Annotated in this window: 30 protein-coding genes; 6 read left to right on the top strand and 24 right to left on the bottom strand. The window is 68.2% G+C overall.

The features are described from left to right. Positions 1-8: 8 nt before the first annotated feature. From dprA to rpsP, 12 genes are all read right to left on the bottom strand, one after another. Positions 9-1,175: a DNA-processing protein DprA gene (dprA, locus tag BBA86_RS04350; protein ID WP_065570454.1), complete on the bottom strand. Its 1,167-nt coding sequence runs from the start codon at positions 1,173-1,175 to the stop codon at positions 9-11. Next, positions 1,172-2,698 carry a YifB family Mg chelatase-like AAA ATPase gene (locus BBA86_RS04345; protein WP_065570453.1) on the bottom strand — a complete coding sequence of 509 codons (1,527 nt, stop codon included), beginning with the start codon at positions 2,696-2,698 and terminating at the stop codon, positions 1,172-1,174. The genes dprA and BBA86_RS04345 overlap by 4 nt, the downstream gene beginning before the upstream one ends. Continuing rightward, entirely contained in the window at positions 2,695-3,057 is a 363-nt protein-coding gene (locus BBA86_RS04340; protein ID WP_065570452.1) for a YraN family protein, read from the bottom strand. Before BBA86_RS04340 ends, BBA86_RS04345 begins: the two co-directional genes overlap by 4 nt. Before the next feature lie 90 nt (positions 3,058-3,147). Beyond that, the gene (locus BBA86_RS04335) at positions 3,148-3,471 is read right to left on the bottom strand and encodes a DUF2469 family protein (RefSeq protein WP_065570451.1); all 324 of its coding nucleotides are present in this window, start codon (positions 3,469-3,471) and stop codon (positions 3,148-3,150) included. 56 nt (positions 3,472-3,527) lie between these two features. Next, complete coding sequence (locus BBA86_RS04330) at positions 3,528-4,190, bottom strand: ribonuclease HII (protein WP_065570450.1); 663 nt, start codon at positions 4,188-4,190, stop codon at positions 3,528-3,530. After that, entirely contained in the window at positions 4,187-4,927 is a 741-nt protein-coding gene (lepB, locus tag BBA86_RS04325) for a signal peptidase I (RefSeq protein WP_189318418.1), read from the bottom strand. Before lepB ends, BBA86_RS04330 begins: the two co-directional genes overlap by 4 nt. Before the next feature lie 135 nt (positions 4,928-5,062). Continuing rightward, positions 5,063-5,410 (bottom strand): 50S ribosomal protein L19, encoded by a 348-nt coding sequence (gene rplS, locus BBA86_RS04320; RefSeq protein ID WP_065572175.1) that lies wholly within the window; start codon positions 5,408-5,410, stop codon positions 5,063-5,065. Positions 5,411-5,579: 169 nt separating this feature from the next. Then, the gene (locus tag BBA86_RS04315; protein WP_065570448.1) at positions 5,580-6,047 is read right to left on the bottom strand and encodes an MFS transporter permease; all 468 of its coding nucleotides are present in this window, start codon (positions 6,045-6,047) and stop codon (positions 5,580-5,582) included. Between the two features lie 45 nt (positions 6,048-6,092). Further along, the gene (gene trmD, locus BBA86_RS04310) at positions 6,093-6,803 is read right to left on the bottom strand and encodes a tRNA (guanosine(37)-N1)-methyltransferase TrmD (RefSeq protein WP_065570447.1); all 711 of its coding nucleotides are present in this window, start codon (positions 6,801-6,803) and stop codon (positions 6,093-6,095) included. A 1-nt stretch (position 6,804) separates the two neighbouring features. Next, positions 6,805-7,419 carry a ribosome maturation factor RimM gene (gene rimM, locus BBA86_RS04305; protein ID WP_189318417.1) on the bottom strand — a complete coding sequence of 205 codons (615 nt, stop codon included), beginning with the start codon at positions 7,417-7,419 and terminating at the stop codon, positions 6,805-6,807. Then, the gene (locus BBA86_RS04300) at positions 7,412-7,642 is read right to left on the bottom strand and encodes an RNA-binding protein (RefSeq protein WP_065570445.1); all 231 of its coding nucleotides are present in this window, start codon (positions 7,640-7,642) and stop codon (positions 7,412-7,414) included. Before BBA86_RS04300 ends, rimM begins: the two co-directional genes overlap by 8 nt. A 4-nt stretch (positions 7,643-7,646) precedes the next feature. After that, on the bottom strand, positions 7,647-8,057 hold the full coding sequence (gene rpsP, locus BBA86_RS04295) for a 30S ribosomal protein S16 (RefSeq protein WP_065570444.1): 411 nt from the start codon (positions 8,055-8,057) through the stop codon (positions 7,647-7,649). A gap of 185 nt (positions 8,058-8,242) precedes the next feature. On the opposite strand from rpsP, the gene BBA86_RS04290 reads away from it, so the two are divergent. Next, entirely contained in the window at positions 8,243-9,400 is a 1,158-nt protein-coding gene (locus BBA86_RS04290; protein ID WP_065570443.1) for a glutamate--cysteine ligase, read from the top strand. A 6-nt stretch (positions 9,401-9,406) separates the two neighbouring features. On the opposite strand, the gene ffh is transcribed toward BBA86_RS04290, so the two are convergent. Next, on the bottom strand, positions 9,407-10,957 hold the full coding sequence (ffh, locus tag BBA86_RS04285; RefSeq protein WP_065570442.1) for a signal recognition particle protein: 1,551 nt from the start codon (positions 10,955-10,957) through the stop codon (positions 9,407-9,409). 12 nt (positions 10,958-10,969) lie between these two features. Beyond that, positions 10,970-11,551 carry a TetR/AcrR family transcriptional regulator gene (locus BBA86_RS04280; protein ID WP_065570441.1) on the bottom strand — a complete coding sequence of 194 codons (582 nt, stop codon included), beginning with the start codon at positions 11,549-11,551 and terminating at the stop codon, positions 10,970-10,972. 57 nt (positions 11,552-11,608) lie between these two features. Between BBA86_RS04280 and lipB the strand changes: the two genes are divergently transcribed. The 3 genes from lipB (at position 11,609) to BBA86_RS04265 (ending at position 13,701) form a co-directional block, all read left to right on the top strand. Then, the gene (gene lipB / locus BBA86_RS04275) at positions 11,609-12,250 is read left to right on the top strand and encodes a lipoyl(octanoyl) transferase LipB (RefSeq protein WP_065570440.1); all 642 of its coding nucleotides are present in this window, start codon (positions 11,609-11,611) and stop codon (positions 12,248-12,250) included. 26 nt (positions 12,251-12,276) lie between these two features. Then, complete coding sequence (gene lipA, locus BBA86_RS04270; protein WP_065570439.1) at positions 12,277-13,242, top strand: lipoyl synthase; 966 nt, start codon at positions 12,277-12,279, stop codon at positions 13,240-13,242. Between the two features lie 123 nt (positions 13,243-13,365). Then, entirely contained in the window at positions 13,366-13,701 is a 336-nt protein-coding gene (locus BBA86_RS04265; RefSeq protein WP_065570438.1) for a hypothetical protein, read from the top strand. Positions 13,702-13,704: 3 nt separating this feature from the next. On the opposite strand, the gene BBA86_RS04260 is transcribed toward BBA86_RS04265, so the two are convergent. From BBA86_RS04260 to smc, 4 genes are all read right to left on the bottom strand, one after another. After that, on the bottom strand, positions 13,705-14,205 hold the full coding sequence (locus BBA86_RS04260) for a DUF2004 domain-containing protein (protein ID WP_065570437.1): 501 nt from the start codon (positions 14,203-14,205) through the stop codon (positions 13,705-13,707). A gap of 44 nt (positions 14,206-14,249) precedes the next feature. Beyond that, the gene (ftsY, locus tag BBA86_RS04255; RefSeq protein ID WP_065570436.1) at positions 14,250-15,122 is read right to left on the bottom strand and encodes a signal recognition particle-docking protein FtsY; all 873 of its coding nucleotides are present in this window, start codon (positions 15,120-15,122) and stop codon (positions 14,250-14,252) included. A gap of 22 nt (positions 15,123-15,144) precedes the next feature. Then, positions 15,145-15,492: an excalibur calcium-binding domain-containing protein gene (locus tag BBA86_RS04250; protein WP_223247021.1), complete on the bottom strand. Its 348-nt coding sequence runs from the start codon at positions 15,490-15,492 to the stop codon at positions 15,145-15,147. 64 nt (positions 15,493-15,556) lie between these two features. After that, positions 15,557-19,060, bottom strand: a complete 3,504-nt coding sequence (smc, locus tag BBA86_RS04245) for a chromosome segregation protein SMC (RefSeq protein ID WP_065570435.1) — start codon at positions 19,058-19,060, stop codon at positions 15,557-15,559. A gap of 422 nt (positions 19,061-19,482) precedes the next feature. Here smc and BBA86_RS04240 point away from each other — a divergent pair, with 422 nt between their 5' ends. Both BBA86_RS04240 and BBA86_RS04235 read left to right on the top strand, forming a co-directional pair. Then, positions 19,483-19,740: a hypothetical protein gene (locus BBA86_RS04240; RefSeq protein ID WP_065570434.1), complete on the top strand. Its 258-nt coding sequence runs from the start codon at positions 19,483-19,485 to the stop codon at positions 19,738-19,740. Positions 19,741-19,801: 61 nt separating this feature from the next. Further along, on the top strand, positions 19,802-20,896 hold the full coding sequence (locus BBA86_RS04235) for a GNAT family N-acetyltransferase (RefSeq protein WP_065572173.1): 1,095 nt from the start codon (positions 19,802-19,804) through the stop codon (positions 20,894-20,896). On the opposite strand, the gene mutM is transcribed toward BBA86_RS04235, so the two are convergent. From mutM to BBA86_RS04205, 6 genes are read right to left on the bottom strand one after another with little or no spacing between them, the layout of a single operon-like run. Continuing rightward, on the bottom strand, positions 20,893-21,810 hold the full coding sequence (gene mutM, locus BBA86_RS04230; protein ID WP_065570433.1) for a bifunctional DNA-formamidopyrimidine glycosylase/DNA-(apurinic or apyrimidinic site) lyase: 918 nt from the start codon (positions 21,808-21,810) through the stop codon (positions 20,893-20,895). The genes BBA86_RS04235 and mutM overlap by 4 nt on opposite strands. Positions 21,811-21,816: 6 nt before the next feature. After that, positions 21,817-22,509, bottom strand: coding sequence for a ribonuclease III (rnc, locus tag BBA86_RS04225; protein ID WP_065570432.1), 693 nt, complete (start codon positions 22,507-22,509; stop codon positions 21,817-21,819). A gap of 10 nt (positions 22,510-22,519) precedes the next feature. Continuing rightward, the gene (gene rpmF, locus BBA86_RS04220) at positions 22,520-22,729 is read right to left on the bottom strand and encodes a 50S ribosomal protein L32 (RefSeq protein WP_018188062.1); all 210 of its coding nucleotides are present in this window, start codon (positions 22,727-22,729) and stop codon (positions 22,520-22,522) included. A gap of 2 nt (positions 22,730-22,731) precedes the next feature. Then, complete coding sequence (locus tag BBA86_RS04215; RefSeq protein ID WP_065570431.1) at positions 22,732-23,289, bottom strand: YceD family protein; 558 nt, start codon at positions 23,287-23,289, stop codon at positions 22,732-22,734. A gap of 60 nt (positions 23,290-23,349) precedes the next feature. Further along, positions 23,350-23,841, bottom strand: a complete 492-nt coding sequence (gene coaD, locus BBA86_RS04210; protein ID WP_065570430.1) for a pantetheine-phosphate adenylyltransferase — start codon at positions 23,839-23,841, stop codon at positions 23,350-23,352. Between the two features lie 39 nt (positions 23,842-23,880). Further along, positions 23,881-26,028: an ATP-dependent DNA helicase RecG gene (locus BBA86_RS04205; protein WP_065570429.1), complete on the bottom strand. Its 2,148-nt coding sequence runs from the start codon at positions 26,026-26,028 to the stop codon at positions 23,881-23,883.

Here is a 26,028-nt window from a genome sequence, read left to right as displayed (position 1 = left end):
GAACGCCCTCAAGACGCGGACGACGTGCGGGACCACCCTTCCGGACCACGCCGGGCCCGGCCGTCGAGCTCGAGGAGCGCGAGCAGACCTCTGACCTCCTCAGCGCCGAACCCGGCCCGAAGGCCGACATCATCCGGAGAACGGGGGCTGCGCACGCTCAGGGCGTCGAGAACCCGCGTGCGGTCATCCGTCCGACCGGCCGGGGTTTCCGGCACCGTGCCTCCCGCTCCGATGAGTTCGCACGCATCGTCGGAGGACGTGACGCACCGAGCGTCATACTCGCGCAGCAGCCGGTGACAGCCTGCTGACGCCGCGCTCGTAACCGGACCGGGAACGGCGCCGAGCGGGCGTCCCAGCGCAGCGGCGTGACCCGCGGTGTTCAACGATCCGCTCCGCCATCCGGCTTCCACGACGACTGTCGCTCCGCTCAGGGCTGCGATCAGGCGGTTGCGCTGCAGGAACCGCCACTTGGTCGGTGGCGTGCCACACGGAACCTCGGCGACGATGACGCCCGGCCCCGCAGCGATGCGGGAGAGGAGTTCTGCGTGCCCGGCCGGATAGGGGCGATCGACTCCGCCGGCCAGCACCGCTATCGTCACGCCACCGGCCGCGAGGCAGGCCCTGTGTGCCATCCCATCGATCCCGTACGCCCCACCGGAGACGATCGACACGCCGCGCTCCGCGAGCCGGTGAGCAAGCTCACCCGTGACGTGTTCGCCGTATCCCGTGGCCGCACGCGCGCCGACCAACGCGATCGCCGGGCCATCGTGAGCGAGGGCGTCGAGATGCCCTCGGACCCACAATGCTCGCGGCGCGTGGACGCCGAGATCGTCCACGGCCGTGGGCCACAAGGTGCTTCCCGGCACGACGAGTCTCGCGCGCACCCGTCGAGCCCGATCGAAGGCGTCGTCGACGGACGCCAGGCGGGCACGCCACCGGCGGCGTCCCGCGTCGAGGGATGGACTCGTCGCACCCCCGCTCTCACGCGCGACCCGGAGCGCGCCCACCGGACCCATCTCGCTGATCAACGTGCCCGCGACGCCGTCGCCCGGCTCGGTGAGGCAGGACCAGACGGCATGCGCGTGATGGCGCGCGAGGGCGTCTTCGTCGTCGAATACGTCGTCGGGAACGAGTCCGCGCAGACGCTGCTCCTGGGTCTTCCTCTCGTCCTTCATGATGCCGACGCACCTCGCTTGAGGTACAGCGCTCCGCCGACATCCGCGGCGTCGGGGCGGTCCTTGCCCGCGAGATCCGCGAGAGTCCACGCGACCCGGAGCACGCGGTCGTACCCTCGCAGCGTGATCGATCCTCGGTGCAGGGCATCGTCGAGGGGGCGGGTGATGGATCGGTCCGGGCGGAGCGGTCCGGATCGGAGCCACGTTCCCTCGACCTCGCTGTTCATCCGCCATGGAGTGTCCGCCAGCCGCCGTCCCGCCCTGTCCCGAGCAGCGATGACACGACCGCGGGCCTCCTCCGATGTCGTTCCGGCTCCGATGCCCTGCGTCGCGGAGATCCGCTGCAGGCCCAGCTCGATGTCGATGCGGTCGACGAGCGGTCCTGAAAGTCGACCGAGGTATCGACGGATGGCGAGAGATGGGCAGCTGCACGCCCCGCCCGGCACTCCGTAGTTCCCGCACGGGCAGGGATTGGTCGCGATCACGAGCTGGAATCGGGCAGGCAGCACCGCGCGGAAGCCGGCTCGATGGATCTCCATGCGGCCGGACTCCAGCGGCTGACGCAGCGCGTCGAGTGCATGTCCGCTGAACTCGCCCGCTTCGTCGAGGAACAGGACGCCGCCGCTGGCGCGGGCGATCGCACCGGGTTGCAGGATGCGGCTGCCGCCGCCGACGAGCGCAACCGCGGAAGCGGTGTGATGCGGCGCCTCGAACGGCGGACGTCGCTGCAGACTCGTCACCGGGAGTCCCGCGAGCGAGCGGATCGACGCGACCTGGAGAGCCGTGTCGTCGTCGAGGTCGGGGAGCAAACCCGGTAGCCGCTTCGCGAGCATCGTCTTGCCCGCGCCGGGCGGCCCGCTCATGAGCAGATGGTGTCCGCCCGCCGCGGCGACGACAAGTGCCTCCACGGCATCGCGTTGCCCGATCACCTCCGCGAGGTCAGGGGCGGGCGGCTCGTCCGCCGCCCCGCCGTCGATAGCGGCCACGGGCTCGACCTCCACGTCGGGGACGTCCAGGCCGTGCGCTCGGGCGACGTCGCGGAGGCTGACCGCACCGCGGACGTCGATGCCGTCGACGAGTTCCGCCTCGGCCAGATTTCCCTGAGGGACGATGACGCGCCGGAACCCCGCCCGCGCGGCCGCGACTACAGCGGGCAGGACCCCGGACACCGGGCGTAGCCGTCCGTCGAGCCCGAGCTCGCCGAGGTGCACGGTCTCCAGGAGCGACTGTCGGTCGAGCGGCGCCTCGGTCGCGACAGCGGCGATCGCGACGGCGACGTCCATCGCCGAGCCGCGCTTGGGGAGATTGGCCGGCGACAGATTGACGGTGACGTGGCGGCGTGGCAGCGGAAGGTCGCTGTTGGCGCACGCGTTGTGGACGCGCTGCTGCGCCTCCCCGAGAGCCTTGTCCGCCAGCCCGATGATCGAGAATCCCGGGATCTGATTCGACAAGTCGGCCTCCACCTCGACGATGTCTCCCACAAGCCCGGTGAGGACGACGGACCAGGTCCGGCCAAGGCTCACCGGAGGTCCTCCAGATGCTCGACGACCGCAGAGCCGGGGTCAGGTCCCGTGATGCCGATGAGATCGAGCCTGAGCCGTCGGGCGCGGGCGGCATCCGGGTGCGCCACGGCCCACGCCGCTCCCAGCCGCCACAGCCGATCCCGCTTCTTCCCTGTCACTGCGGTGAAGGGGTGGCCGAACCACTCCCCCCGTCGTGTCTTCACCTCGACGATGACGAGCTGACGACCGCGCACCGCGACGATGTCGATCTCTCCGCCCGGACACCGCCAGTTCCGATCGAGGATGCGGTAGCCGTGGGACCGGAGGTACTCCTCGGCACGGTCCTCACCGGCTCGGCCGAGGTCGTCTTTCGCTGCCATGCCCCCACTGTCGGGGTAAGGCTCCGGACGAAACGGCGTCCGGCTCGATCAGTGGATCGGCGGACGCCTCATCCCGCTTGGGGAGGAGGCTCAGCCGTCGAGCGACAGCTCCTCCGGGAGCTGGAAGTCGCGCCGCTGGAGCTCCTCCACGTTGACATCCTTGAACGTGAGAACCCGTACCGACTTCACGAACCGATCCGCCCGGTAGATGTCCCACACCCAGACGTCGTTCATCGAGACCTCGAAGTAGAAGTCGTGCTCGGTGTCACGACGGACGACGTTGACCTCGTTGGCGAGGTAGAACCTGCGCTCGGTCTCGATCACGTACTGGAACTGACCGACGACGTCGCGGTACTCCTTGTACAGAGCAAGCTCGAGTTCGCGGTCGTAGTCCTCGAAGACTTCGTCATCCATGGTGTCTCCATCCTAGGCCGGTGCCGGCGCGCCGCAGACCTGAGACGAAGAGACGCCTAGAACAGTGTGGGAGCGGCCGCAATGGACCAGGAGGCACGATGGTGCGGGCTGAGTCCGTGGCTCTCGATCGCCGCGCGATGCTCCGCGCTCGCATACCCCTTGTTCCGGGACCAGCAGTAGACGGGCGCCTCCGCGTCGAGCTCGGACATGTACGCATCGCGCGCGACCTTCGCGATGACGGATGCCGCCGAGGCCGATGCGCAATCACGGTCGGCCTTGATGACGGGGCGGACTCCTCGCCCGACGGGCGCGATCGGGGTGATGTAGTCGTGATTGCCGTCGAGGATCACGAGCGCGTCCTCCACGTCGACGCCCTGACACCCGAGGTCGTCGATCGCCCGCACGGCCGCCAGGCCCAGCGCACGGATGATGCCGACCTCATCGACCTCGGCGGCCGTCGCCCATCCCACTGCATGAGCCGGTACCCACGCGCGCGCCCGTTCCGCCACCCCGGCACGGCGCGGTTCGACGATGAGCTTCGAGTCCCGAAGCCCCTCGGGCACCCGTCGACGGCTGAAGGCGGCATCCGCGACCACCGCCCCCACCGCGACCGGGCCGGCCAGCGCACCCCGACCCACTTCGTCGCACGCGATGACGAGCGTGTGCTCCCGCAGGAGGCGCCTCTCGAGAGTCAACGTCGGGGCGACGGCGGCCGTCATGGCGACGGGACCCCGCGGAAGACCTCGTGATGGAAGTCGATGGTGCCGAACCGGTCGAACGGCCAGGTGATGAGGAACGCTCGCCCCACGATGTTGTCGATGGGGACGAATCCGTGACCCGGTTGATCCTGCTGGTAGCGCGAATCCTGCGAGTTGTCCCGGTTGTCGCCGAGCACCCAGACGGACCCGTCCGGCACCGTCACGTCGTAATCGAACTCATCAGGTGCGGACTGCGAGGGGCTCAGCGCCACGTAGGACGTCTCGTCGATCGGGACGTCGTTGACCGTCACCTGACCGAGCGTGTTGCAGCAGACGACGTGATCCCCCGGCAAACCGATGACGCGTTTGATCAAGTGATCCTCACTGTCGGACGCCGAAAGCCCGACGAGCGAGCCGAGCCAGTCCACGGCGGCGGTCAATGGCGGTTCATCGGGGCGATAGGTCGCGGGAAGCCATCCACCGGGATCCTTGAACACGACGACGTCGCCGCGCTCGTAGTTGCCGAAGCGCGGTGTGAGCTCGTCGACCAGGATGCGGTCCCCCTTCAGGAGGGTGTTCTCCATCGAGCCGGACGGGATGTAGAACGACCGGACGAGGAAGGTCTTCACCAGGAAAGACACCAGGATCGCCACCAGCAGGATCACGAGCACGTCGCGGATGAACGGCCACGGTCCCCGGCGTCGGGGACGTGCGCGGACGTCGCTGTCGAGGGCGGGCGACGGGGAGTCGGTGGTCATGCTGTCCTTCACCGGTGCCGGGGTTCGGCGACCGGTATCCAGCGTCGCACATCAGGTGCGCACGGAGCATCGAAACACCCGGGAACGACAGATGCCCCGGGACCGAAGTCCCGGGGCATCTGTCTGAAGAGGCGCTCAGCGGTCGCGCTTCTCCTTGATCTTCGCCTTCTTCCCGCGCAGCTCGCGCAGGTAGTACAGCTTCGCGCGACGGACGTCACCGCGGGTGACGACCTCGATGTGGTCGATCACCGGGCTGTGGACGGGGAACGTACGCTCCACGCCGACCTGGAAGCTGATCTTGCGAACGGTGAACGTCTCGCGGACGCCATCGCCCGAGCGACCGATGACGACACCCTGGAAGACCTGGATACGCGAGCGGTTGCCTTCGGTGATGTTGACGTGCACCTTGACGGTGTCGCCGGCGTTGAAGACGGGAATGTCGGATCGCAGCGAGGCTGCGTCGACGGAGTCGAGGATCTGCATGATCGTCACTTCCTGCGACCGCCTCAGGTCGACCGCGAGAGTTAGAGGAGAAAGGATGCGGTGCCCCGTCGGCGCCGAGCGGGCGCCGAACTCCCCTGAGGCAGAGATCTGTCAGGGCACAAGCGTCCATTCTGCCATGAATGTGCACCTCCACCAACCACGCGCGGGATCAGCGCGACGGGTCGCGCCTCTCCTCGAGCACCACCACCGAGGGATCCGGCTGCACGGCGCCCGCCGGCGCGGTATAGCGACGGAGGATGACGGACGGGCCGGCTTCCTGGAACAGCTGCCGGAGCGATGACCAGAGGACCGCGAAGAAGACGACCGTGGCGCCGATGAGGAGGGGCCAGAACCAGGCTTGGCTGAAGAGCCCCACGAGGATCGTCAATACGTGCCAGGCAGCGATCCCCGCGACATCCCACCAGGACAATGCGCGCGCGTGGCGCACAGTCCCGCGGGACCGGATCAGCAGCGTGAGGACCAGCTGCCCCACGAAGACGGAAGGGATGGCGATGATGATCACCCAGGCCAGCGCCCATCCCCCGGCATCCGAGACGATCCAGCCGATCAACAGCCAGAGCGGGAGGATGACGGCGCTCGGCAGCAGCCAGAAGAAGAATCCGCGACGCAGGGGCATTCTCCGATGCTACGCCTCCCGGACTGGACGGACTCGGGGAAAGTCTCAGTCGGCCAGCAGGTCGGGGCGGCGCGTGCGGGTTCGCTCAACCTGCTGGTCCCGGCGCCACTGCGCTACGCGACCGTGGTGCCCGCTGAGGAGGACGTCCGGGACGTCGTAGCCGCGCCAGGACGCCGGCTTCGTGTACGAGGGATACTCGAGCAGTCCGTCCTCGTGGGACTCCTCGACGAGACTCTCGGGGTTGCCGACCACGCCCGGGACGAGCCGTCCGACCGCTTCGATCATCGCCATGGCCGCGACCTCGCCGCCATTGAGGACGTAGTCTCCCAGACTCACCAAGCGCACGCGGCCGATCGTCGCGGCGTAGGAGAAGACGCGTTCGTCGATGCCTTCATAGCGCCCGCAGCCGAAAACGATGTGGGATTCGGAGCTCCACTCTCGGGCGGTCGTCTGCGTGAAGCGTTCCCCTGCGGGAGACGGGAAGACGAACAAGGGTCCGGATGCCGGGTCCCCCGCATCGCCATCTTGTCGCGACGCGATCTCATCGAGCGCGAGGCCCCACGGCTCGGGCTTCATCACCATCCCGGCGCCACCGCCGTAAGGGGTGTCGTCCACGGTCCGATGTCGGTCCGTGGCGTGTCGGCGGAGGTCGTGGACGCGGATGTCCAGCAGGCCCGCACCCCGTGCGCGGCCGAGAAGGGAGACTTCGAGGACGTCGAAGAAGGCGGGGAAGATCGTGACGACGTCTATGCGCACGTCAGGACCCGGAAGCGGCCTCGTCGCCCGATTCCGCGGGCGGGTCGTCCTCGGCGGGCAGATCCTCGAACAGGCCGGCCGGGGGCGTCACGACGAGCCGGCCCGCGGCCATGTCGACCTCGGGGACGATGGCCTTGACGAACGGGACGAGGACCTCGCGGTCGGCCCCTCCGCTGAGGCGCACGATCAACAGGTCCTGCGCCGGGAAGTGGTCGACCCGGGCGACGCGCCCCACGACCTCGCCGTCACGGACGACGTCGAGTCCGACGAGCTGATGGTCGTACCAGGCGTCGGCCTCGACGACCGGCGTTGCGGCATCCTGTTCGACCCAGAGAATCGCACGAACGAGGGACTCCGCGCCGTCTCGGTCCTCGACCCCGTCGAGGAAGACGACCGGGTGCGAGTTCATCCACTTGAACTCGCGCACCGTCACGGTCTTACCGTGCCACGGCGAGGACTCCGGGACCTGGAGGGTGAAGACCGCACCGGGAACGAAACGGCCGTCGGGGTCATCGGTGTACAGCTCGAGCTTGAGGGCGCCCTTGAGCCCGTGTGCCTTGACGAGACGGCCGACACGCAGCTGCGTCCGCGCCGGGTTGACCGACACCTCAGTCATCCGCCACGTCGACACGAACGCGCGAGCCGTCGGCCAGCGCGGAGATGAGGGTGCGCAGGGCTTTCGCCGTGCGTCCGCCGCGCCCGATCACACGACCCCGGTCATCGGGGTGCACACGCACCTCGAGCACCTCACCGCGAGGCGAGGTACTGGAGGCGATGGTGACGTCATCCGGGTGATCCACGATCCCCTTGACGATGTGCTCGAGCGCGGCGGCCAGCAAGGTCTTACTCGGACTCGGTCGCGTCGGCGGTCTCGGCGTCAGCGGCAGGCGCCTCAGCCTTCTTCTCCGCCTTCGGCTTGACGACCGACTTCTTCGACGCGTCGAGCTCGAAGGGTGCCTTCGGCTCAGCGGTCTTCACGGTCGAGACGGCGTCCTTGTCACCCTTGAACTTGCCCCAGTCGCCCGTGAGCTTGAGGATGGCGGCGACCTGCTCGGTCGGCTGGGCGCCGACGGAGAGCCAGTACTGCGCGCGCTCCGAGTCGACCTCGATGAACGAGGGCTGCTCGGTCGGGTGGTACTTGCCGATCTCCTCGATGACGCGACCGTCGCGCTTGGTGCGCGAGTCGGCGACGACGATGCGGTAATACGGCGCGCGGATCTTGCCCATGCGCTTCAGACGGATCTTGACAGCCACAATTCTCCTGAATGGTGTTGCGAATGATGATGAACGTCGCCTGGAGCGTGGGGTGCACACCCGGCGGGAGCTCTGCGGTGGACCTCCGAGCCGGATAGAGGGTCGGGCAAGGCGGTCCAACCGTCCATTCTGCCAGATGGAGAGGGATGCCGCGAACCGCCGGAGCGTCGTGCCACACTGAGCCCATGACGGTGACCTTCGCCACATCCGCTCGTTCGACCGTCGGGATCGAATGGGAGATCATGCTGGCCGACCGGTCCACCGGCGACCTCGTTCCGGCGGCTCCCGGCATCCTCGACCAGGTCGAGGAGCAGACCCGCCACGAGCGGCACACCGTCACGGGAGAACTGCTCACCAACACGATCGAGGTGACCAGCGGCGTCGGTGACACCGTCGCTGCCGCGGTCGACGACATCGGCGACGCCATCGACCTGATCCGCACGGCCACGGACCCGCAGGAGATCGAACTCCTCTGCGCCGGGAGCCACCCGTTCGCCCGCTGGTACGACCAGGAGGTGACCGACAAGACCCGTTATCACAAGCTCATCGAGCGCACGCAGTGGTGGGGGCGCAACATGATGATCTGGGGCATCCATGTTCATGTCGGGGTGGAGGACGTCTCGAAGGTCTTCCCGATGATCAATGCTCTGTCGGCATATCTCCCCCACCTCCAGGCCTTGTCGGCTTCGAGCCCCTTCTGGGCGGGAGACCGCACGGGCTACGCATCCAACCGGGCACTCGTCTTCCAGCAGTTGCCGACCGCAGGGCTGCCATGGCCGCTCGAGACCTGGTCCGAGTACGAGTCCTACCTCGCCGACATGGAGCGCACCGGAGTCATGGCGGATGCCACCGAGGTGCGGTGGGACATCCGTCCCGCCCCTCGATGGGGGACGATCGAGATCCGCGCGTGCGACGGGATGTCGACGCTCCCGGAGCTCGCCGCCGTCGCCGCGCTCGTTCAGGTGCTCGCGGAGCACTTCTCCCGGATGCTCGACGAAGGGATGACCCTCCCGACCATCCAGCCCTGGTTCGTCCGCGAGAACAAATGGCGCGCGGCCCGGTACGGCCTTCAGGCGGACATCATCGTCGACCGGGAGGGGCGTCAGCGGTCCGTCGCCGAGCATCTCCGCGAGCTCGTCGAGGCACTCACCCCCATCGCATCCGAGCTCCACTGCGCGAAGGAGTTCGCGGGCGTGACCCAGATCCTCGACCAGGGCGCGAGTTACGAGCGTCAGATACGAATGGCGGATGCAGCTGAAGGCGACCTCCGCGAGGTCGTGCGCCACCTCATCCGGGAGTTCCGGGGTGGGCCGTCCCTCCGCGAGGTCGTCTCCGTCGGCTGAGGCCGTTCAGCTCTTCCCGAAGAGCTTCTGGATCTCGGCGAGGTCCGCCTCCGACGGCTCGGCTGATGCGCCGAGTCCGAAGCCCGAGCCGGTCGCCGCGGTGGGCGCCGCCGTGAGGCCGGCGTTCTCGGCTGCCCGCTTCGCCGGGTTCCCGGAACGTGAACCGCCGCTGCTCTTCTGCTTCTTGCCGCGCTTGCTGGAGGCACCCGGCTTGCCGCCGACAGCCCCCATGCCGGGCATGGAGGGGACTCCGCCCCGCGCCACGGTCTTCATCATCTTCGCGGCCTGATCGAATCGCTGCACGAGCTGATTCACGTCGGTGACGGTCATGCCCGAACCACGTGCGATACGAAGACGCCGCGAGCCGTTGAGCACCTTCGGGTTGCGTCGCTCGATCGGAGTCATGGAGCGGATGATCGCCTCGGTGCGATCGATCTCGCGCTCGTCGAAGTTCTCGATCTGCTGCTTCATCTGGCCCATGCCGGGCAGCATGCCGAGCATCTTCTTCATCGAGCCCATTTTCCGGACCTGCTGAAGCTGCTCGAGGAAATCCTCGAGGGTGAACTGCTCCGTCGCGAGCTTCTCCGCGACGCGCTGAGCCTCCTCCTCGTCGAAGGCCTGCTGAGCCTGCTCGATGAGGGTGAGGATGTCGCCGAGGTCGAGGATGCGGCTCGCCATGCGGTCGGGGTGGAAGGGTTCGAGGTCGTCGAGCCCTTCACCCGTGGAGGCGAAGATGATCGGGCGCCCGGTCACCGAGGCGACCGACAGCGCTGCACCGCCTCGTGCATCACCGTCGAGCTTGGAGAGCACGACACCGGTGAAGTCGACACCGTCCTGGAAGGCCTTGGCCGTGTTGACGGCATCCTGGCCGATCATCGCGTCGATGACGAAGAGGACCTCATCCGGGTCGGTCGCCGTGCGGATGTCTGCAGCCTGCTTCATCAGTTCGGCGTCCACGCCGAGACGGCCGGCGGTGTCGATGATCACCGTGTCGAACTGCTGGCGACGAGCGTGCTCGACTCCGTCGCGAGCGACCTTCACGGGGTCGCCGACGCCGTTGCCCGGCTCGGGCGCGTAGATGGCGGCACCGGCACGCTCAGCGACGACCGTGAGCTGGTTGACGGCGTTCGGGCGCTGCAGGTCGCACGCGACGAGCAGCGGTGTGTGGCCGTCCTTCTCGAGCTGCTTGGCGAGCTTGCCCGCGAAAGTCGTCTTACCGGAACCTTGGAGACCCGCCAGCATGATGACGGTGGGCGGCTGCTTCGCGAACTGCAGGCGTCGCTGCTCGCCGCCGAGGATGGCGACCAGCTCTTCGTTGACGATCTGGACGACCTGCTGCGCGGGATTCAGCGCGCGACTGACCTCGTCACCGAGGGCGCGATCACGCACCTTGCCGGTGAACTCCTTGACCACCTGGAGCGCGACGTCCGCGTCGAGCAGGGCTCGACGGATCTCACGCACGGTGCCGTCGACGTCGGCAGGCGACAGCTTTCCCTTCGTGCGGAGGTTGCGGAAGGTCTCGGTGAGACGATCGGAGAGCGTGCCGAAGGTAGCCATGATGGCTCGAGTTTAGTCGAGCGGGAGCTGCTTCCCGGCGCGTGCATCCGGAAGGGTGACCGCGGCGACCGCGAGTGCGTGGGCGAGCTCGTCGGAGAGCGAGGCTCGCCCGGCACCGGCGCGAGCCCAGCGCTCGATCGAGACCATCACGGCTCCGGCGTGGGCGGCACCGCAGATCGCCGCCGACACCGGGTCTGCGCCGGCCGCGACGAGGGATGTCGAGACCGCAGCGGCGATGCGCGCGCTGCGTACGGCCGCGCCCCGCTCCAACTCATCCACCAGCCCCATGGCGTGAGCATTGACGAGGGCGAGGGCGAGGCTGTCCGGCTGGAGATCGCGACACATGTCCATCAGCGCCGCGGCCGCGTCCACCACCGGCGTTTCCGCCCGCAAGGTCTCGATCCGACCGTCGAGCGAAGACCACAGGATGGCTTCCTTCGACTCGAAGTAGTTGAAGAAGCTCGACCTGCTGACTCCCGCGCGCGCCGAGATGTCCGTGATCGATGTCGCGTCGAAGCCGCGCTCGAGGAAGAGTTCGCACGCCGCCTCCGACAACACCTCGCGAGACGACGCGCGGGGCCGGCCGGTCGTCATGACGCCAGCCTATCCGCGGCGTATTGTTGCACGCAGTCCAATAATTGGGAGGTCCTCTTGATCGAGATCCGCACGGTCGGCATGGCGCCCGACCTGGTCCCCTACCGCGACGGCTGGGCGCTTCAGCGGGAACTCCACGCCGACATCGTGAAGGGGAGCCGGGGCGACACGCTCCTCCTCCTCGAGCACGAGGCCGTGTACACGGCCGGGGCACGCACGGCGTCCCATGAGCGCCCCGCCGACGGCACGCCGGTCGTCGATGTCGACCGTGGCGGGAAGATCACCTGGCACGGACCGGGCCAGCTCGTCGGCTACCCCCTGGTCCGCCTCCCCGAGCCGGTCGACGTCGTGGCGCACGTGCGCCGACTCGAGGACGTTCTCATTCGTGTCGTCCGATCGCTCGGTCTCGACGGGAAACGCGTCGACGGACGAAGCGGGGTCTGGGTCGATGACTCCGGCGCGACGGCGAAGGTCGCCGCCATCGGCGTGCGAGTGCAGGGCGGGGTCACGATGCACGGGTTCGCGCTGAACTGCGACAACTCCCTCGAGCCGTTCTCTCGGATCATCCCGTGCGGGATCGCGGACGCCGGCGTCACGACGCTCACGTCTCTCCTCGGGCGCGACGTCTCCCCCCGTCAGATCCTTCCGACCGTGGCATCCGCTTTCGCAGAAGAGTTCGGCGCGGAGGTCGCAGCGTGAGCGCGGCCGGTCCCGACGGCCGTCGTATGCTGCGCCTCGAAGTACGCAACGCACAGACGCCCATCGAGCGCAAGCCGGAGTGGATCCGCACGAAGGCGCGGATGGGACCCGAGTACCAGGAACTGCAGTCCCTCGTGAAGGACGAAGGGTTGCACACCGTCTGCCAGGAGGCGGGGTGTCCCAACATCTTCGAGTGCTGGGAGGACCGCGAAGCGACATTTCTCATCGGCGGTTCGCAGTGCACCCGGAGATGCGATTTCTGCCAGATCGACACCGGCAAGCCCGCCGAGTACGACACGGACGAGCCGCGCCGAGTGGCGGAGAGCGTCACGCGCATGCGCCTGCGCTATGCGACCGTGACGTGCGTGGCTCGCGACGACCTCCCCGACGGCGGTGCGTGGCTCAACGCCGAGACCGTCCGCCAGATCCACGCGGCGAACCCCGGAACGGGCGTGGAACTGCTCGCCACGGACTTCAACGGCGACCCGGAACTGCTCGACGTCGTCTTCGCCTCGCGGCCGGAGGTGTTCGCGCACAATGTCGAGACCGTCCCCCGGATCTTCAAGCGCATTCGACCGGCCTTCCGGTACGAGCGGTCGCTCGGCGTCCTCACGAGGGCGCGGGATGCCGGATTGATCACGAAGTCCAACCTCATCCTGGGCATGGGCGAGGAACGACACGAGGTCGAGGAGGCCCTGCGCGATCTCCACGCCGCCGGGACCGACATCATCACGCTGACGCAGTACCTGCGACCGTCACCGCGCCACCTGCCGGTGGCGCGGTGGGTTACCCCGCAGGAGTTCATCGAGCTCCGCCGGCTCGCGGAGTCCATCGGCTTCCTCGGTGTCCTCGCGGGACCACTCGTCCGGTCCTCCTACCGGGCTGGCCGACTGTGGGCTCGTTCCATGCGGTCGAAGGATCGCGAGATCCCACCCGCTCTCGCCCACCTGGCCGAGGAGGCCGACGCGGAGGGATTCGCGCAGGCGGTCTGATTCCTCCACAGGGGAGCTTCCGCGGCATCCTTCCACCGTGACAGCGCCGCCCCCTGTCTGGCGGCAGCCCCGCTTCTACGTTCGTGGTGCCGGAACGACCGGCACCACGAAAGCAGGACACCGATGCGCACGACTCCTCTCGCCCTCACCGCCCTTCTCGGGACCGTACTCGCCGTGACAGCGGCGCTTCCCCACGGCGCTCCGAGCGCCGAACCCCCGACCGAACCGGCGCCGGACACCGTGGTGTCGGTCACCGGCGATGCCGCCAACGGATTCGAGATCACCTACTACGACGGATCCGGAGAGTATCCGCCGACGGACTCCGAGGCGATGGCGGAGTGCTCCGAGTACGACACGCGCATCGACCGGGTCAGGTGCCGGGCCGAGGTCCGCACCTGGTACCGAGATCTGGCCACCCTGCGCGACGCCCTCGACTGGGCGCGTGCATCCCGCGGCTGACGATCAGTCGGCGCTGGTGACGGACTGGACCGCGCCGGCGACGTCGAGGTTGACCAGCAGGACGTCGTCAGTCGAGTCGGGGTCGAGCGCGTACTCGAGGACCGCGAAAGGGTCCTTGCCGCTGTGCTCGTCAGCGAGGATCGTCATGCTCATCAGCTGGAGGGACCGGATGACGTCCATGTGGGTGTCACCCGAGACGTCGACGAGGAGGTCCTCGATGTCCTCGCCCAGCATCTCCTGCTGCTGCAGGATGAACTCCGTCACCTCGCTGGTTCGGTCGTCCAGTTCGGACACCATCGCATTCCGAGCGCGGAGGTCGATCGTCTCCAGGGCCGCGATCATCGCGGCGGCGACATCGAGCGCTTCGATCGACACGTCATCCTGGTCGGGCGCAGTGAGATCGACGGTCACCCGCTGATCACCGAAGTCGACGACCTCCGACCAGAAGATCGACCCGTCGGGTCCGGACTCCAGAAGTCCGAAGTAGTCGTGCTCGATCGCCATGTCTCAATGAAACCAGCCTTGGAGGCCCCGCGCGACCGCTCCGGTCAATCGACCAGTGCCGAAGCGAACACGTGAGGGGTGAAACCGGTCAGATCGCCGATCCCCTCGCCCTGTCCGAGCAGCTTGACCGGAATGCCCGTGCGCTCCTGAACCGCCAGCACGAACCCGCCTCGAGCGGAACCGTCGAGCTTCGTCAGGACGAGTCCGGTCACCCCGGCGTGCTGCAGGAACGCTTCCGCCTGCATCACGCCGTTCTGACCGGTTGTGGCGTCGAGGACGAGAAGCACCTCGCTGACGGGGGCCTGCTTCTCGATGACCCGGCGGATCTTCGTCAGCTCGTCCATGAGCCCGGCCTTGGTGTGGAGGCGCCCCGCCGTGTCCACGAGGACGATCTCGGTGCCGGTGCGGATGGCGTGGTCGATGGTTTGGAAGGCAACGGATGCCGGGTCCTGACCCTCCTGCTGAGGACGCACGATAGCCGCGCCCCCGCGCTCGGCCCAGGTGGCCAGCTGATCGACGGCGGCCGCGCGGAAGGTGTCCGCAGCTCCCACGACGACGCTCCGACCGAATCGTCGGAGATAGTTCGCGAACTTGCCGATCGTCGTCGTCTTACCGACGCCGTTGACACCCACGACGAGCACCACTGCAGGACGTTCGCTGAGGCGGAGGGTCGTGTCGAACTTCGCGAAGTGCTCCTCGAGCGTCTCGCGGAGCATGCGCTGGAGGTCTTTGGGATCGGTCGTCCGGAACCGCTCCACCTTCTCGCGGAGTTCCTCGACGATGCGTTCGGTCACATCGGGACCGAAGTCGGCCGTCAGGAGCGCTGTCTCCAGGTCGTCCCACGTCGTCTCATCGATCGTCGGCTTGACGAACAGGCCGCGCAGCGCGCGACCGAGGGACCAAGAGCTCTCCGCCATGTCCCCAGGCTAGTTGAACCGGTCAGCCCTTCTCGCAGGCGATGCCGTCCTTGTCGCGGTCCATCTTGCTGTTCGCGTTGTACAGGGCCGTCGAGAAGGTCGGCTTGACCTTGAACGTCTTGTTCTTGCCGCTGACCTTGTTGTACTTCACGCCCGCCTTCGCCACGCCGCCCTTGTGGACCTTGTTGAGCGCCGTGCAGTTCGCGAACTTCTTGATCACGGGTTTCGCTGCTGGCACCACCCGCGTCGCGCTGACGGACGCCGCCGGCATCGGCGCCGCCGACGCCACGGACGGCGCGCCCACCAGAGCGCCGGCCACGATCACGGCCACCATCGTTCGCCGCATGCTCGCGCGCACAGAGTTCTTCATCGCCGACCCCAGTCTTCTCGAGGGGCACCCCGTCCCCGTGCACACAGTACACAGGACCCGATCGTCATACCGCGGCGCGCTCCCGGACGCGTTGACCGACGACCGCGGACACACCGTCCTGACGCATCGACACCCCGTAAAGGGCGTCCGCGATCTCCATCGTCCGCTTCTGGTGGGTGATCACGATCAGCTGGCTCGACTCGCGGAGTTGCTCGAAGACGCCGAGCAGGCGCCCGAGATTGGCGTCGTCCAGGGCGGCCTCCACCTCGTCGAGGATGTAGAACGGACTCGGGCGCGCCTTGAAGATCGCCGTCAGGAGCGCGACCGCAGCGAGCGAACGCTCGCCCCCCGACAAGAGCGACAGTCGCTCGATCTTCTTGCCGACCGGACGCACCGCGACGTCGATGCCCGTCGTGAGTGGATGGTCCGGATCGGTCAGGGATATCGAGCCCGTACCCCCCGGGAACAGGATGGGGAAGACGTCGCCGAAGGCGGCCTTCGTGTCCTCGAAGGCGGCGAGGAAGATGGCCTGCATCCGCTCGTCCAACTCCTCGATGATCGTGAGGAGATCCGTGCGGGTGCGAACGAGGTCGTCCAGCTGCGCGGTCAGGAAGGAGTGACGCTGTTCCAGCGCGGCGAACTCCTCGAGTGCGAGCGGATTCACCCGACCCAGCTGGGCGAGCTTGCGCTCCGCATCCTGAAGGCGCTTCTTCTGGTTCGCGCGATCGAATGCCTGAGGCTCCTCTGCGTCGTCCGCGGGAACGGCCGCATCCGGACCGTATTCCTCCAGGAGGATACTCTCGTCCAGGCCGAGTTCGGATTGCACTCTGTCGAGGAGGCTCTGCACGTGCAAGCGCTTTTCATGCATCTGCAGTTCCAGTCCGTGCACGGACTCCGTCACACGTGAGAGACGCTCCCGGACCTCCCCGTCCTCCCGCCGGAGCCGTGCGAGCTCTGTCGTGAGAGCCGTACGAGTCTGCTCCGCGCGCTCCAACTCGACCCGGGCCTGAGCTGTCGAACGATCGATCGAGTCGAGTACGGGCGGCAGAGCCGTCACGACCTCGGACGCGACCGCTCGCTGAGCACGACGGATGACGGCGCGACGTGCAGCCGCCTCCGCGGCAGCGCGCTCCCTCTCACGCTGACGCTCCAACTGGACGACCCGGGCCTCCGCTGCGCGAACTCGCTCCCGCAGCGTCTCCACATCCAGGCGCGTGTCCATCTCCCGATTGCGCGCAGCCTCCAGCGCATCGAGGAGACCGTCCCGAGCGGATGCATCGAGGATCGGCCTCGGCGTCTCCTCCGCCGCGCTGAACGCCTCTCGCGCGGCCTGCGCAGCCGTGTCGGCATCCCGCGCCGCCGCCTCAGCCTGCTGGACGCCCGCGTTGAGTCGTTCGCACTCGGCCACGGCCGCCTCGAGGCGAACCGTTGCACGGTTGAGCTTCTCGGCGTGGGCGGCGCGCTCCGAGTCGTGCGCCCGCAAGGCGGTCAGCGACTCCCGAGTCCGTTGGCGCGAGGCATCCCAGACCGACTGGGCCTCATCGAGCGCGTCACGCAGGGAGTCGGCGATGACCGACACCTCCGTCAGCCGCTCCTGCGCTGCGTCGCGCTCGGCCGCCAACTCGAGACGGGAGCGGGACTGCCCGGAGCCCGCCTGAACGGTGCTCGCCGTGACCGTCTCACCCGTTCGAGTGACGGCCACGATTCGACTGCCCGCGCGAGCAGCGGCCTGGCACGCGGAGAAGGCGCCGTCGATGTCCTCGGCGATGGCGACGCCCGCGAGCGCGGCGCGGACGCCTGCCGGCGCGTCCACCACGTCCGCAGCCCACGTCCACTCTCCGTCGAGGTCGGGTTCGACGACGACCGGTCCGTCCATCACAGCGATGTCGACAGCACCCAGGTCGTACTCGCGAGCGGTCGTGATGACGGTGCGCGCGGTCTCGAGGTCATCGACGAGCACGCCGTCCGCGAGCGCGCCGAGAGCCGCCGCGACCGCACCCTCATATCCCGCGGTCACGCGGATCGCATCGCTGACGATGCCTCGGACCCCTGCACCGCCGCGTTCGATGACCGACGCGGCGGCATTCCGGATGTCGAGCGCCCGGCCCAGCGCGGCCGTCTCAGCGAGCAGCGACTCGCGCTCGCGCTCCGCCGCATGCAACCGCTCGCGGATCGATCCCAGCTCACGCTCCGCTTCAGCCGCATCACGCTGCGCCCGCTCGTAGGCGGCCGCGTACTCGGCGGCGGAGTCTTCCGGCGCATCCGCGGCGGGGGCGATCTCCGCCAGCGCGGACTCGGCCTCGACGCGGCGTTCCGCTGCCGCGTCGAGCGCTCGCTGCTGCCGTTCGACGGTGGCACGCAGTGCCTCCGCCTTGGACACCGCCGCCTCGGCGCGACCTCGAAGAGACGCCAGACGCATGTCGTGCTCAGAGACGAGGGCGCTCTGCGCCGCGATGTCGGTGTCCAGTGCGTCCAGCTCGGCGCGAGCCCGGATCACGTCCCGCGCCGCCGTGGCCGCAGCGTCCTGAGCCGCACCGAGACCGGAGCCGATCTCGTCTATCTCACCTCGCGCCTCGTCGATGACCGCTTGCGTGACGGTGGCGCCGGTATCCGGAGCCTCGCTGTCGTCTTCGAGAAGCGACAGGCGTTGGCCGGCGAGCGAGTAGAGACCACGGAGGCGTTCCTGCACCCGGCCGAGCTCGAAGGTGACCGATCGAGCGCGATCCACCGCTTCTGCCCGCTGATCGTTCTCGAGCTCGTCGATCCGCCGGCGCAGTCCGTCGGCGCGATCCTGCAACACGAGACGCTCGGCGTGGCGCTCCTGCTCGTTGCGGGAATGGTCCGCGAGCTCCGTTCGCAAACGTGCGAGTTCGTCGGCGTGGAGGCGCGCCTTCGCGTCGCGCACGACGGCCGCGATCGACGCCGCCTCGCGCGCGATCTCCGCCTGCTTGCCGAGCGGTTTGAGCTGGCGGCGCAGCTCCCCGGCGAGATCGCTCAGCCGTGTCAGGTTCGCTTCCATCGCCTCGAGCTTGCGGAGCGTCTTCTCCTTGCGGCGACGATGCTTGAGGATGCCGGCAGCTTCCTCGATGAACCCGCGACGATCTTCGGGACTCGCCTGCAGGACGGTGTCGAGCCGGCCCTGTCCGACGATGACGTGCATCTCACGGCCGAGACCGGAATCGCTGAGGAGCTCTTGAACGTCCAGCAGTCGGCAGGTCTCCCCGTTGATCGCGTACTCGCTGGAGCCGTTTCGGAACAATGTCCGGCTGATCGTGACCTCGCTGTACTCGATGGGCAGGGCGCCATCCGAGTTGTCGATCGTCAGCTGCACTTCGGCTCGGCCGAGCGGCCCCCGCGTTGCGGTGCCCGCGAAGATGACGTCCTCCATCTTGCCGCCGCGAAGGGTCTTCGCGCCTTGCTCTCCCATGACCCAGGCGAGAGCGTCGACGACGTTGGACTTCCCCGAACCGTTGGGCCCGACGATGCAGGTCACCCCCGGCTCGAGGGCGAATGTCGTCGGCTGGGCGAAGGATTTGAACCCCTTGAGCGTCACGCTCTTCAGGTGCATGGGGGCCTCCGGGGTCGTCGTCGCGTCCACGCTAGCGGACGAATCGGGAACGCCACTTGACGGCGCGCCCGAGGCGACGCTAGTGTCAGGGCTCGCGTCAGAAGTCTGAGAAAGGAGGTCCCCGACATGATTACTCGCATGATGCCCACCGGAGAAGCGTTCACCGCGTTCCCGTCCGCAGGGGGGACCCTCTCCTTCGGCGCCGTAGCGGCGACCCGCACTCACATCGGTCACTGACCGGCGCGCACGTGAGGTCCGTCTTCTGACGGTCGCCTGCGTGACCCCGCTCGGACTCACCGTCCTTCCCCGCCGTGCTCGGCGGCCTTCAGAGGCCCGCCCACGGTCGTGCTCTCTCGTGCTGCGGCACGATCCCCCGCCGCGCCCGCGGCACCTCCACTGCAACGATCGAAATGAGATCACTCATGCGCACTCTCACCGCGCCGCAGCGCACAACGGCGGTCCTCGCCGCGCTGCAGCATCCGACCCCGACGGGCATCACACCCCGTCAGACGTTCATCGACCGACTCGCCCTGCGGATCGCGTTGGCGCTGCTCCTGTGGAGTACCCGCCCCGGCGCGAACCGTGAGGAGATCGAGGCCCGACACCGCGAGGGCATCGCCCGACGCGCGCGGGAGGCCGAATGGGACCGTCGCCGTGCACTCCTCGGCCCGCGTCTCTGATCCCGTCGGGGGCCGCGACACCGTCGCGGCCCCCGAACCGACTCACTCCAGGAACGAGATCATGACTACCAGCACCACCGCATACGACATCCGACCGCTGATCGTGCCCGTCTCCCTCGACGACCCGGAGGCGGCCGACTTCATCGCGATGGTCGACGTCCGCAACGAGATCTACCGGGAGATCAGTGCGAACGACGACGAAGCCGCCACCCCGGGACAACTGCTCCCCCATTTCCAGGAGAACCCCGACAACGACAAGCGCAGCTGGATCGTCCTGGTCGACGACGCCGTGGTCGGACGGGTCATCCTCGACATCCCGGCAGAGGAAGAGTCGCAGGTCGCGTTCTGGACGATCGAGCTCCTCGAACGCGTCCAAGGACGAGGGATCGGCACACGCCTCCTCGAGCTCGTCGAAGACACGGCGCGCCACGCGGGCCGGACCATTCTGGAATCGTGGGCGGAGCACCCCGAGCCGGCGGAAGGCGTCACTGTCGCACGGCTTCCCGCTCCCACCGGTTTCGGCACCATCCCACAGGATCGCCCGGCACGGTTCTACCTCCGCCACGGGCACACACTCGAGCAGGTCGATCGCAAGAGCGTCCTCGACCTGGACGCCTCCCTCGGAAACGTCCGCGCGCTGTTGGCGGATGCCGAATCCCACTCCGCCGGCTACCGCGTCGAGCAGTGGCTTCTCCCCATCCCCGCCCCGTACCGGGAGAGCTTCGCCTGGGCGAAGTCGCGAATGTCCACCGACGCCCCCGCGGCTGGCCTCGTGGTCGATGAAGAGAAGTGGGATCTCGATCGCCTCGACCGACACGAGGCACGATATCTGGACGCCGGTCAGACGGTCCTGGTGACTGCGGCGATCCACGAGGCCACGGGGGATGTCGTCGCCTTCAACGAACTCTGCTCCGGAGCCGAACCGACCTCGACCACTCAGCAGATGGACACTCTGGTGCTCCGCGAGCACCGTGGACATCGCCTGGGTCAGCTCATCAAGTGCGCGGGGATCCTGCGGTGGCGGGAGATCGCCCCGGAGTCACGCCGCATCATCACCTGGAACGCCGAGGAGAACCGACCGATGCTCAGCATCAACGAAGCGATCGGTTTCGTCCCGGCCGCATACATCGGCGCGTGGAAGAAGGTGCTCGCCTAGGCCCGGCGCTGACACCTCGGGCAGTAGTGGCTCGATCGGTTGGTGAAGCTCACCCTGACGATGGGCGTACCGCATCGAGGACAGGGCTCGCCGGTGCGGCCATAGGCGTTCAGGGAGTGGGCGAAGTAGCCCGCCTGGCCGTTGACGTTGACGTACTGCGCGTCGAAACTCGTTCCGCCCTCGGCGAGGGCCCGGTGCAGAACTGCCCGGACCTCGCCGAGGAGTCGTCCGAGAGCGCGGCTCGGAAGATCCTGACCGAGACGTTCGGGATGCAGCCGCGACGCCCAAAGCGCTTCGTCGGCGTAGATGTTGCCGATTCCGCTCACCACGGTCTGATCGAGGAGGACGCGTTTGATCGCGGAGCGGGTGCGGCGAACCGACTGGCGGAAGGCGTCCTCGTCGAACGCCGGGTCGAGCGGATCACGCGCGATGTGCGCGACCTGACTCGGCACCAGAGCGGTCTCGCTCCCCCGCCCGCCGGGCGCCCCGTCGGGTGTGGGGTCCAGACGATCGACGGCCAGAGAACCGAACGTACGCTGATCGACGAACACGACGGCGAGCTCCCCGTGATCGGGATGCCGCACGTCGAGGCGCACGCGCTCATGTCGGAGCGTCGGAGTCCCGGATTCGCGGAGGAGCATCTGTCCGCTCATGCCCAGATGGCCGACGATCGCTTCGTCGTCCGGGGAGTTCGTTGCCGCCGGTGCGGCTGCCAGCGGCATCCACAGGAACTTGCCACGACGAACGACGCCGCGCACGACTCGGCCCGTCACACGCGCTTCGAAGTCGGCGGCGTCGCCGGCATGCCGTGTGAGGGCTCGCGCGTCCGACACGGTCACCGCCTCGATACGCGAGCCCGCCAGGGCAGGTTCGAGCCCGGCGCGGACGACCTCGACCTCAGGCAGTTCGGGCACGACGGATCACGCTCGGGACGACAGCTCGCGCCAGACGGCGAGAGCCGCTGCCATCTCCGCCTGCTTCTTGCTGGAGCCGCCCCCGGTGCGGGAGACGTCTCCGACGGCTACCGTCGCCGTGAAGACCCGATGATGGTCCGGGCCTTCGGCGTCCACGCTGTAGGTCGGAGCGGACATCCCGCGTCGCGCCGCAAGTTCCTGCAGCGCGGTCTTCGGATCCATCGCCGCGCCGTAACGCTCCGGGTCGGCCATCAACGGCGACACCAGGCGGAGTACGAGCGCGGTCGCTTCGTCGATTCCGGCAGAGAGATAGGCGGCACCTATCAGTGCCTCCGTGGTGTCCGCGAGGATCGAATCCTTGTCGCGGCCGCCGGTCTGATCCTCGCCTCGACCCAATCGCAGATGCGCACCGAGATCCATACCGCGAGCGACCTCTGCGAGGGCGACGGTGGAGACGACGCTCGCACGACGTTTGGCCAGCGACCCCTCGTCGAGCTCCGGGTGAGAACGGTAGAGGTGAACCGTCACGGCCATACCGAGGATCGAATCCCCGAGGAACTCGAGCCGCTCGTTGTGAGCGATCCCGCCGTGCTCGTAGGCGTACGACCGATGGGTGAGCGCAAGCGACACAAGCTCGGGGTCGATGACGACCCCGAGCTTGTGTGTGAGAACCGAGTGATCGGTCACTGCGTCTGTCACGACGCGGCGATCAGATGTCGGCGACCTTGCGGCCCTTGTACTCGAGGAACAGCTCCGTGCCCTGCGAGTCGGTGACGACCTTCGCCTGGTGGGGACGGCTGTAGACGACCTTGCCGTTCTCGATGGTCTTGACGAGCGTGGGGGCCTCGGCCTTCCACTGCGCGCGACGCGAACGGGTGTTGGAGCGGGAGACCTTCCGCTTCGGGGGGTTACCTGCCATGGTCAGCTCTTCTCTGTGTCGTCGGCGGCGGGGCGTGCTGCCTCGTCGTCGTGGTCTGTGGTCGAGGCCGACAATGCGGCCAGCGCAGTCCAGCGCGGGTCGATCTGAGTCTCCGAGACCGGTGCTTCGGTCAGCTTCTCCCCGGTGGACGGATCAAGCCCGGGGCAATCCGGCTGACACACCGGCTGGAACGGAAGCGACAGGACGATCGCATCCCTGATTGCCGTTTCAAGATCCACGTGGTCGTCTTGAACCTGGAAATCAGTCGCTTCGTCCCCAGAATACCCGAAGAGCTCTTGAAACTCGACTTCGAGGGGGCGTGTCAGGTCCATGAGGCACCGGCTGCACTGACCGTCGTACGTCGCGGCGATGTCCGCGCTGACGAGGATCCCCTCATGAACCGATTCGAGACGGACGTCGACGTCGACGTCGCTGCCGGCATCGATCCATGCCAGCCCCTCGCCCCACTTCTCGGGCGCCGGGACCGTCAACTCGAATTCCCGCATCTCCCCCGGTGCCCGGACGATGTCCCGGACGGGGAGGACGAAGGGACCACTCACACGCTTTCTGACCACGGTCGTCCATCGTACGCGTGACGGAGACCGCGCGGGCCGCATCAGTCAGCGCGGGCCGCCCTCGAGGAAACGAGCGACCGGACCCGGCACGAAGGGCGACACGTCGCCGCCGAGCGAGGAGACTTGACGCACGAGCGAACTGGACACCAGCGCATGCGCCGGATCCGGCAGGAGGAAGACCGTCTCGATGTGAGCGAGATGACGGTTCACGATGGCCATCGGCGTTTCATATGCGACGTCCACCTGCGATCGGATCCCCTTCACGAGCACGCCGGCGCCGACATCGGTCGCGTAATCGACGAGGAGTCCGACACTCCACGAGGCGACGACGACATCACCCTGGATGCCGCTCTCCTCGACCGACTGCTCCAGGAGCGCGAGGCGCTGCGCGATCGGCAGCATCGCCTCCTTGCCGGGATTGTGAACGACGAGGACGTGCAGCTGGTCGTACAGGGCCGCGGCTCGCCGGATCACATCGAGATGCCCGAGCGTCGGCGGGTCGAAGGAGCCCGGGACAACGGCGATCCGGTTGTTCATGCCGTCGAGCCTAACGACACCGAGCCCGCCGCACCCGCGTCAGTTCTTCCCTAGCGCGGCGCGTTCACGCTGACTGACGCGCCCGGCGATCGCGGCGGCGAGCCCCGGAGCCCCGTCGAGAGCCGGGTCTTCGGCGAGCAGACGCTCCGCCTCCGCGCGAGCAGTGGCGATGAGGTCCGCATCCGCCACGACTCGCAGGAGCCGCAAAGAGGAGCGCACGCCGGACTGCGCATCACCGAGCACGTCCCCCTCCCCGCGCAGATCGAGATCGACCTCCGCCAGTTCGAAGCCGTCGGTCGTCGCTGCCACGGCCTCGACGCGCTGCCGCGCCGGCGTGAACGGGTCGGCCTCTGTCACGAGCAGACAGAGCCCGGGCACGGAGCCGCGGCCGACGCGGCCGCGGAGCTGATGCAGCTGGGACACACCGAACCGGTCGGCTTCGAGGATCACCATCGTCGAGGCGTTGGGGACGTCGACGCCGACTTCGACCACCGTCGTCGCCACGAGGACATCGATGTCTCCGCGGGCGAACGCCTGCATGACGGCATCCTTCTCGTCACCGGGCATCTTCCCGTGGAGGATCTCGACCCGGATGTCACGGAAGTCCGGGTGCCCCGCCAACAGCGCCGCCGCCTGGACGACGCCCCACCGGGTGCGGCCCGGTTCCTCGGTCTCGAGCGATTCCTCGTCCGCGGTATCGGTGGCGGCGTCGATCGCCGGACACACCACGAATGCCTGCCTGCCGAGTCGCACCTCCTCCGCGACCCGCTCCCACACGCGAGCGAACCAGGCGGGTTTCTCACCCACCGGGGCGACGAAGCTCGATATCCCGGCCCGACCGCCCGGCATCGTGCGGATGGTCGACACGTCGAGGTCGCCGAACACCGTCATGGCCACGGTCCGCGGGATCGGGGTGGCAGTGAGGACGAGAACGTGCGGCGAGCTGCCCTTCGCACGGAGGGTCTCGCGCTGATCGACGCCGAAGCGATGCTGCTCGTCGACGACGACGAGTCCCAGGTCGGCGAACGTCGTGGATTCGCTCAGCAACGCGTGCGTTCCCACGACGATGCGAGATTGTCCGGATGCCACTCGCAGAGCCGCGCGGCGGCGCTCAGCCGCGCCCAGTTGCCCGGTGAGAAGCGTGGGCATCAGCTCCGGCGCGAGCTCGGGGCCCAGCATCCGAGCCATGGACCTGACGTGCTGCGCCGCGAGGACCTCGGTGGGCGCGATGAGCGCGGACTGGCCGCCGGACTGAGCGACCTGCAGCATCGCTCGCAGCGCGACGAGAGTCTTACCCGAACCGACCTCACCCTGCACGAGCCGGTTCATCGGCCACGCCGCCACGAGGTCGGCGGCGATGCGCTCGCCCACGCTCACCTGGTCGGGGGTGCGCTCGAACGGCAGAGCCGCGTCGAAGCGGGCCAGGAGATCACCGGGCGGCCGTGCGGTCGCCGACATCATCCGGACGAACTGCCGCTGCTGCAGGAGCGCCGCCTGCAGGACGAACGCCTCGTGCATCCGGAGCGTCTCCCGCGCCGGGCCGATCTGGTCGAAGGACTCCGGATCATGGATGAGGGTGAGCGCGGTTCGGGCGTCGAGGAGGCCTTGGGCGGCGCGGAAATCGTCCGGCAGGGGCTCCGGGACACCGGTAACGGCCGGGAGGACCAGATCCACGCACTTCTTGACCTGCCAGCTCGAGAAGGTGCTCGTTGCCGGGTAGATCGGGATCGGGCGATTTCGCCACGCCTCCGCGGTGAGCCGGGCTGTCCCCTCGTCGTCGAAGAGCTGGTAATCGGGATGAGTGAGCTGCTTCTGGCCCCGGTACTCCCCCACCTTGCCCGAGAAGATGCCCTGCCTGCCGGCGGTGAGCTCCTTCACTCGCCACCCCTGACCGAAGAACGTGAGCGACATGCTGCCTTCGCCATCGCCGATGACGACCTCGAGGAGCTCTCCGCGGCGGCCACGCATCGGCCTCGTCGACGCTGAGCGGACCTCGGCCACGATCGTCACGAGTTCACCGACCGGCAGCGCGGCGATCGGTGTCAGCTCCCCGCGATTGGCGTACCGACGGGGGTAGTGCCCCAAGAGCTCTCCCACGGTCGCCATGTGGAAGGCGCGCTTCAGCCCCTTGGACAGACTCTCGCCGACCGCCTCGTGCAGGGGCGTGTCGAGTGCAAACGAGGGCAT

This window comes from Microbacterium oleivorans (assembly GCF_001691565.1).
Lineage (GTDB): Bacteria > Actinomycetota > Actinomycetes > Actinomycetales > Microbacteriaceae > Microbacterium > Microbacterium oleivorans_B.
Note: the sequence above shows the minus strand (reverse complement) of the source record. Positions and strands in the feature narration are given on the sequence as shown.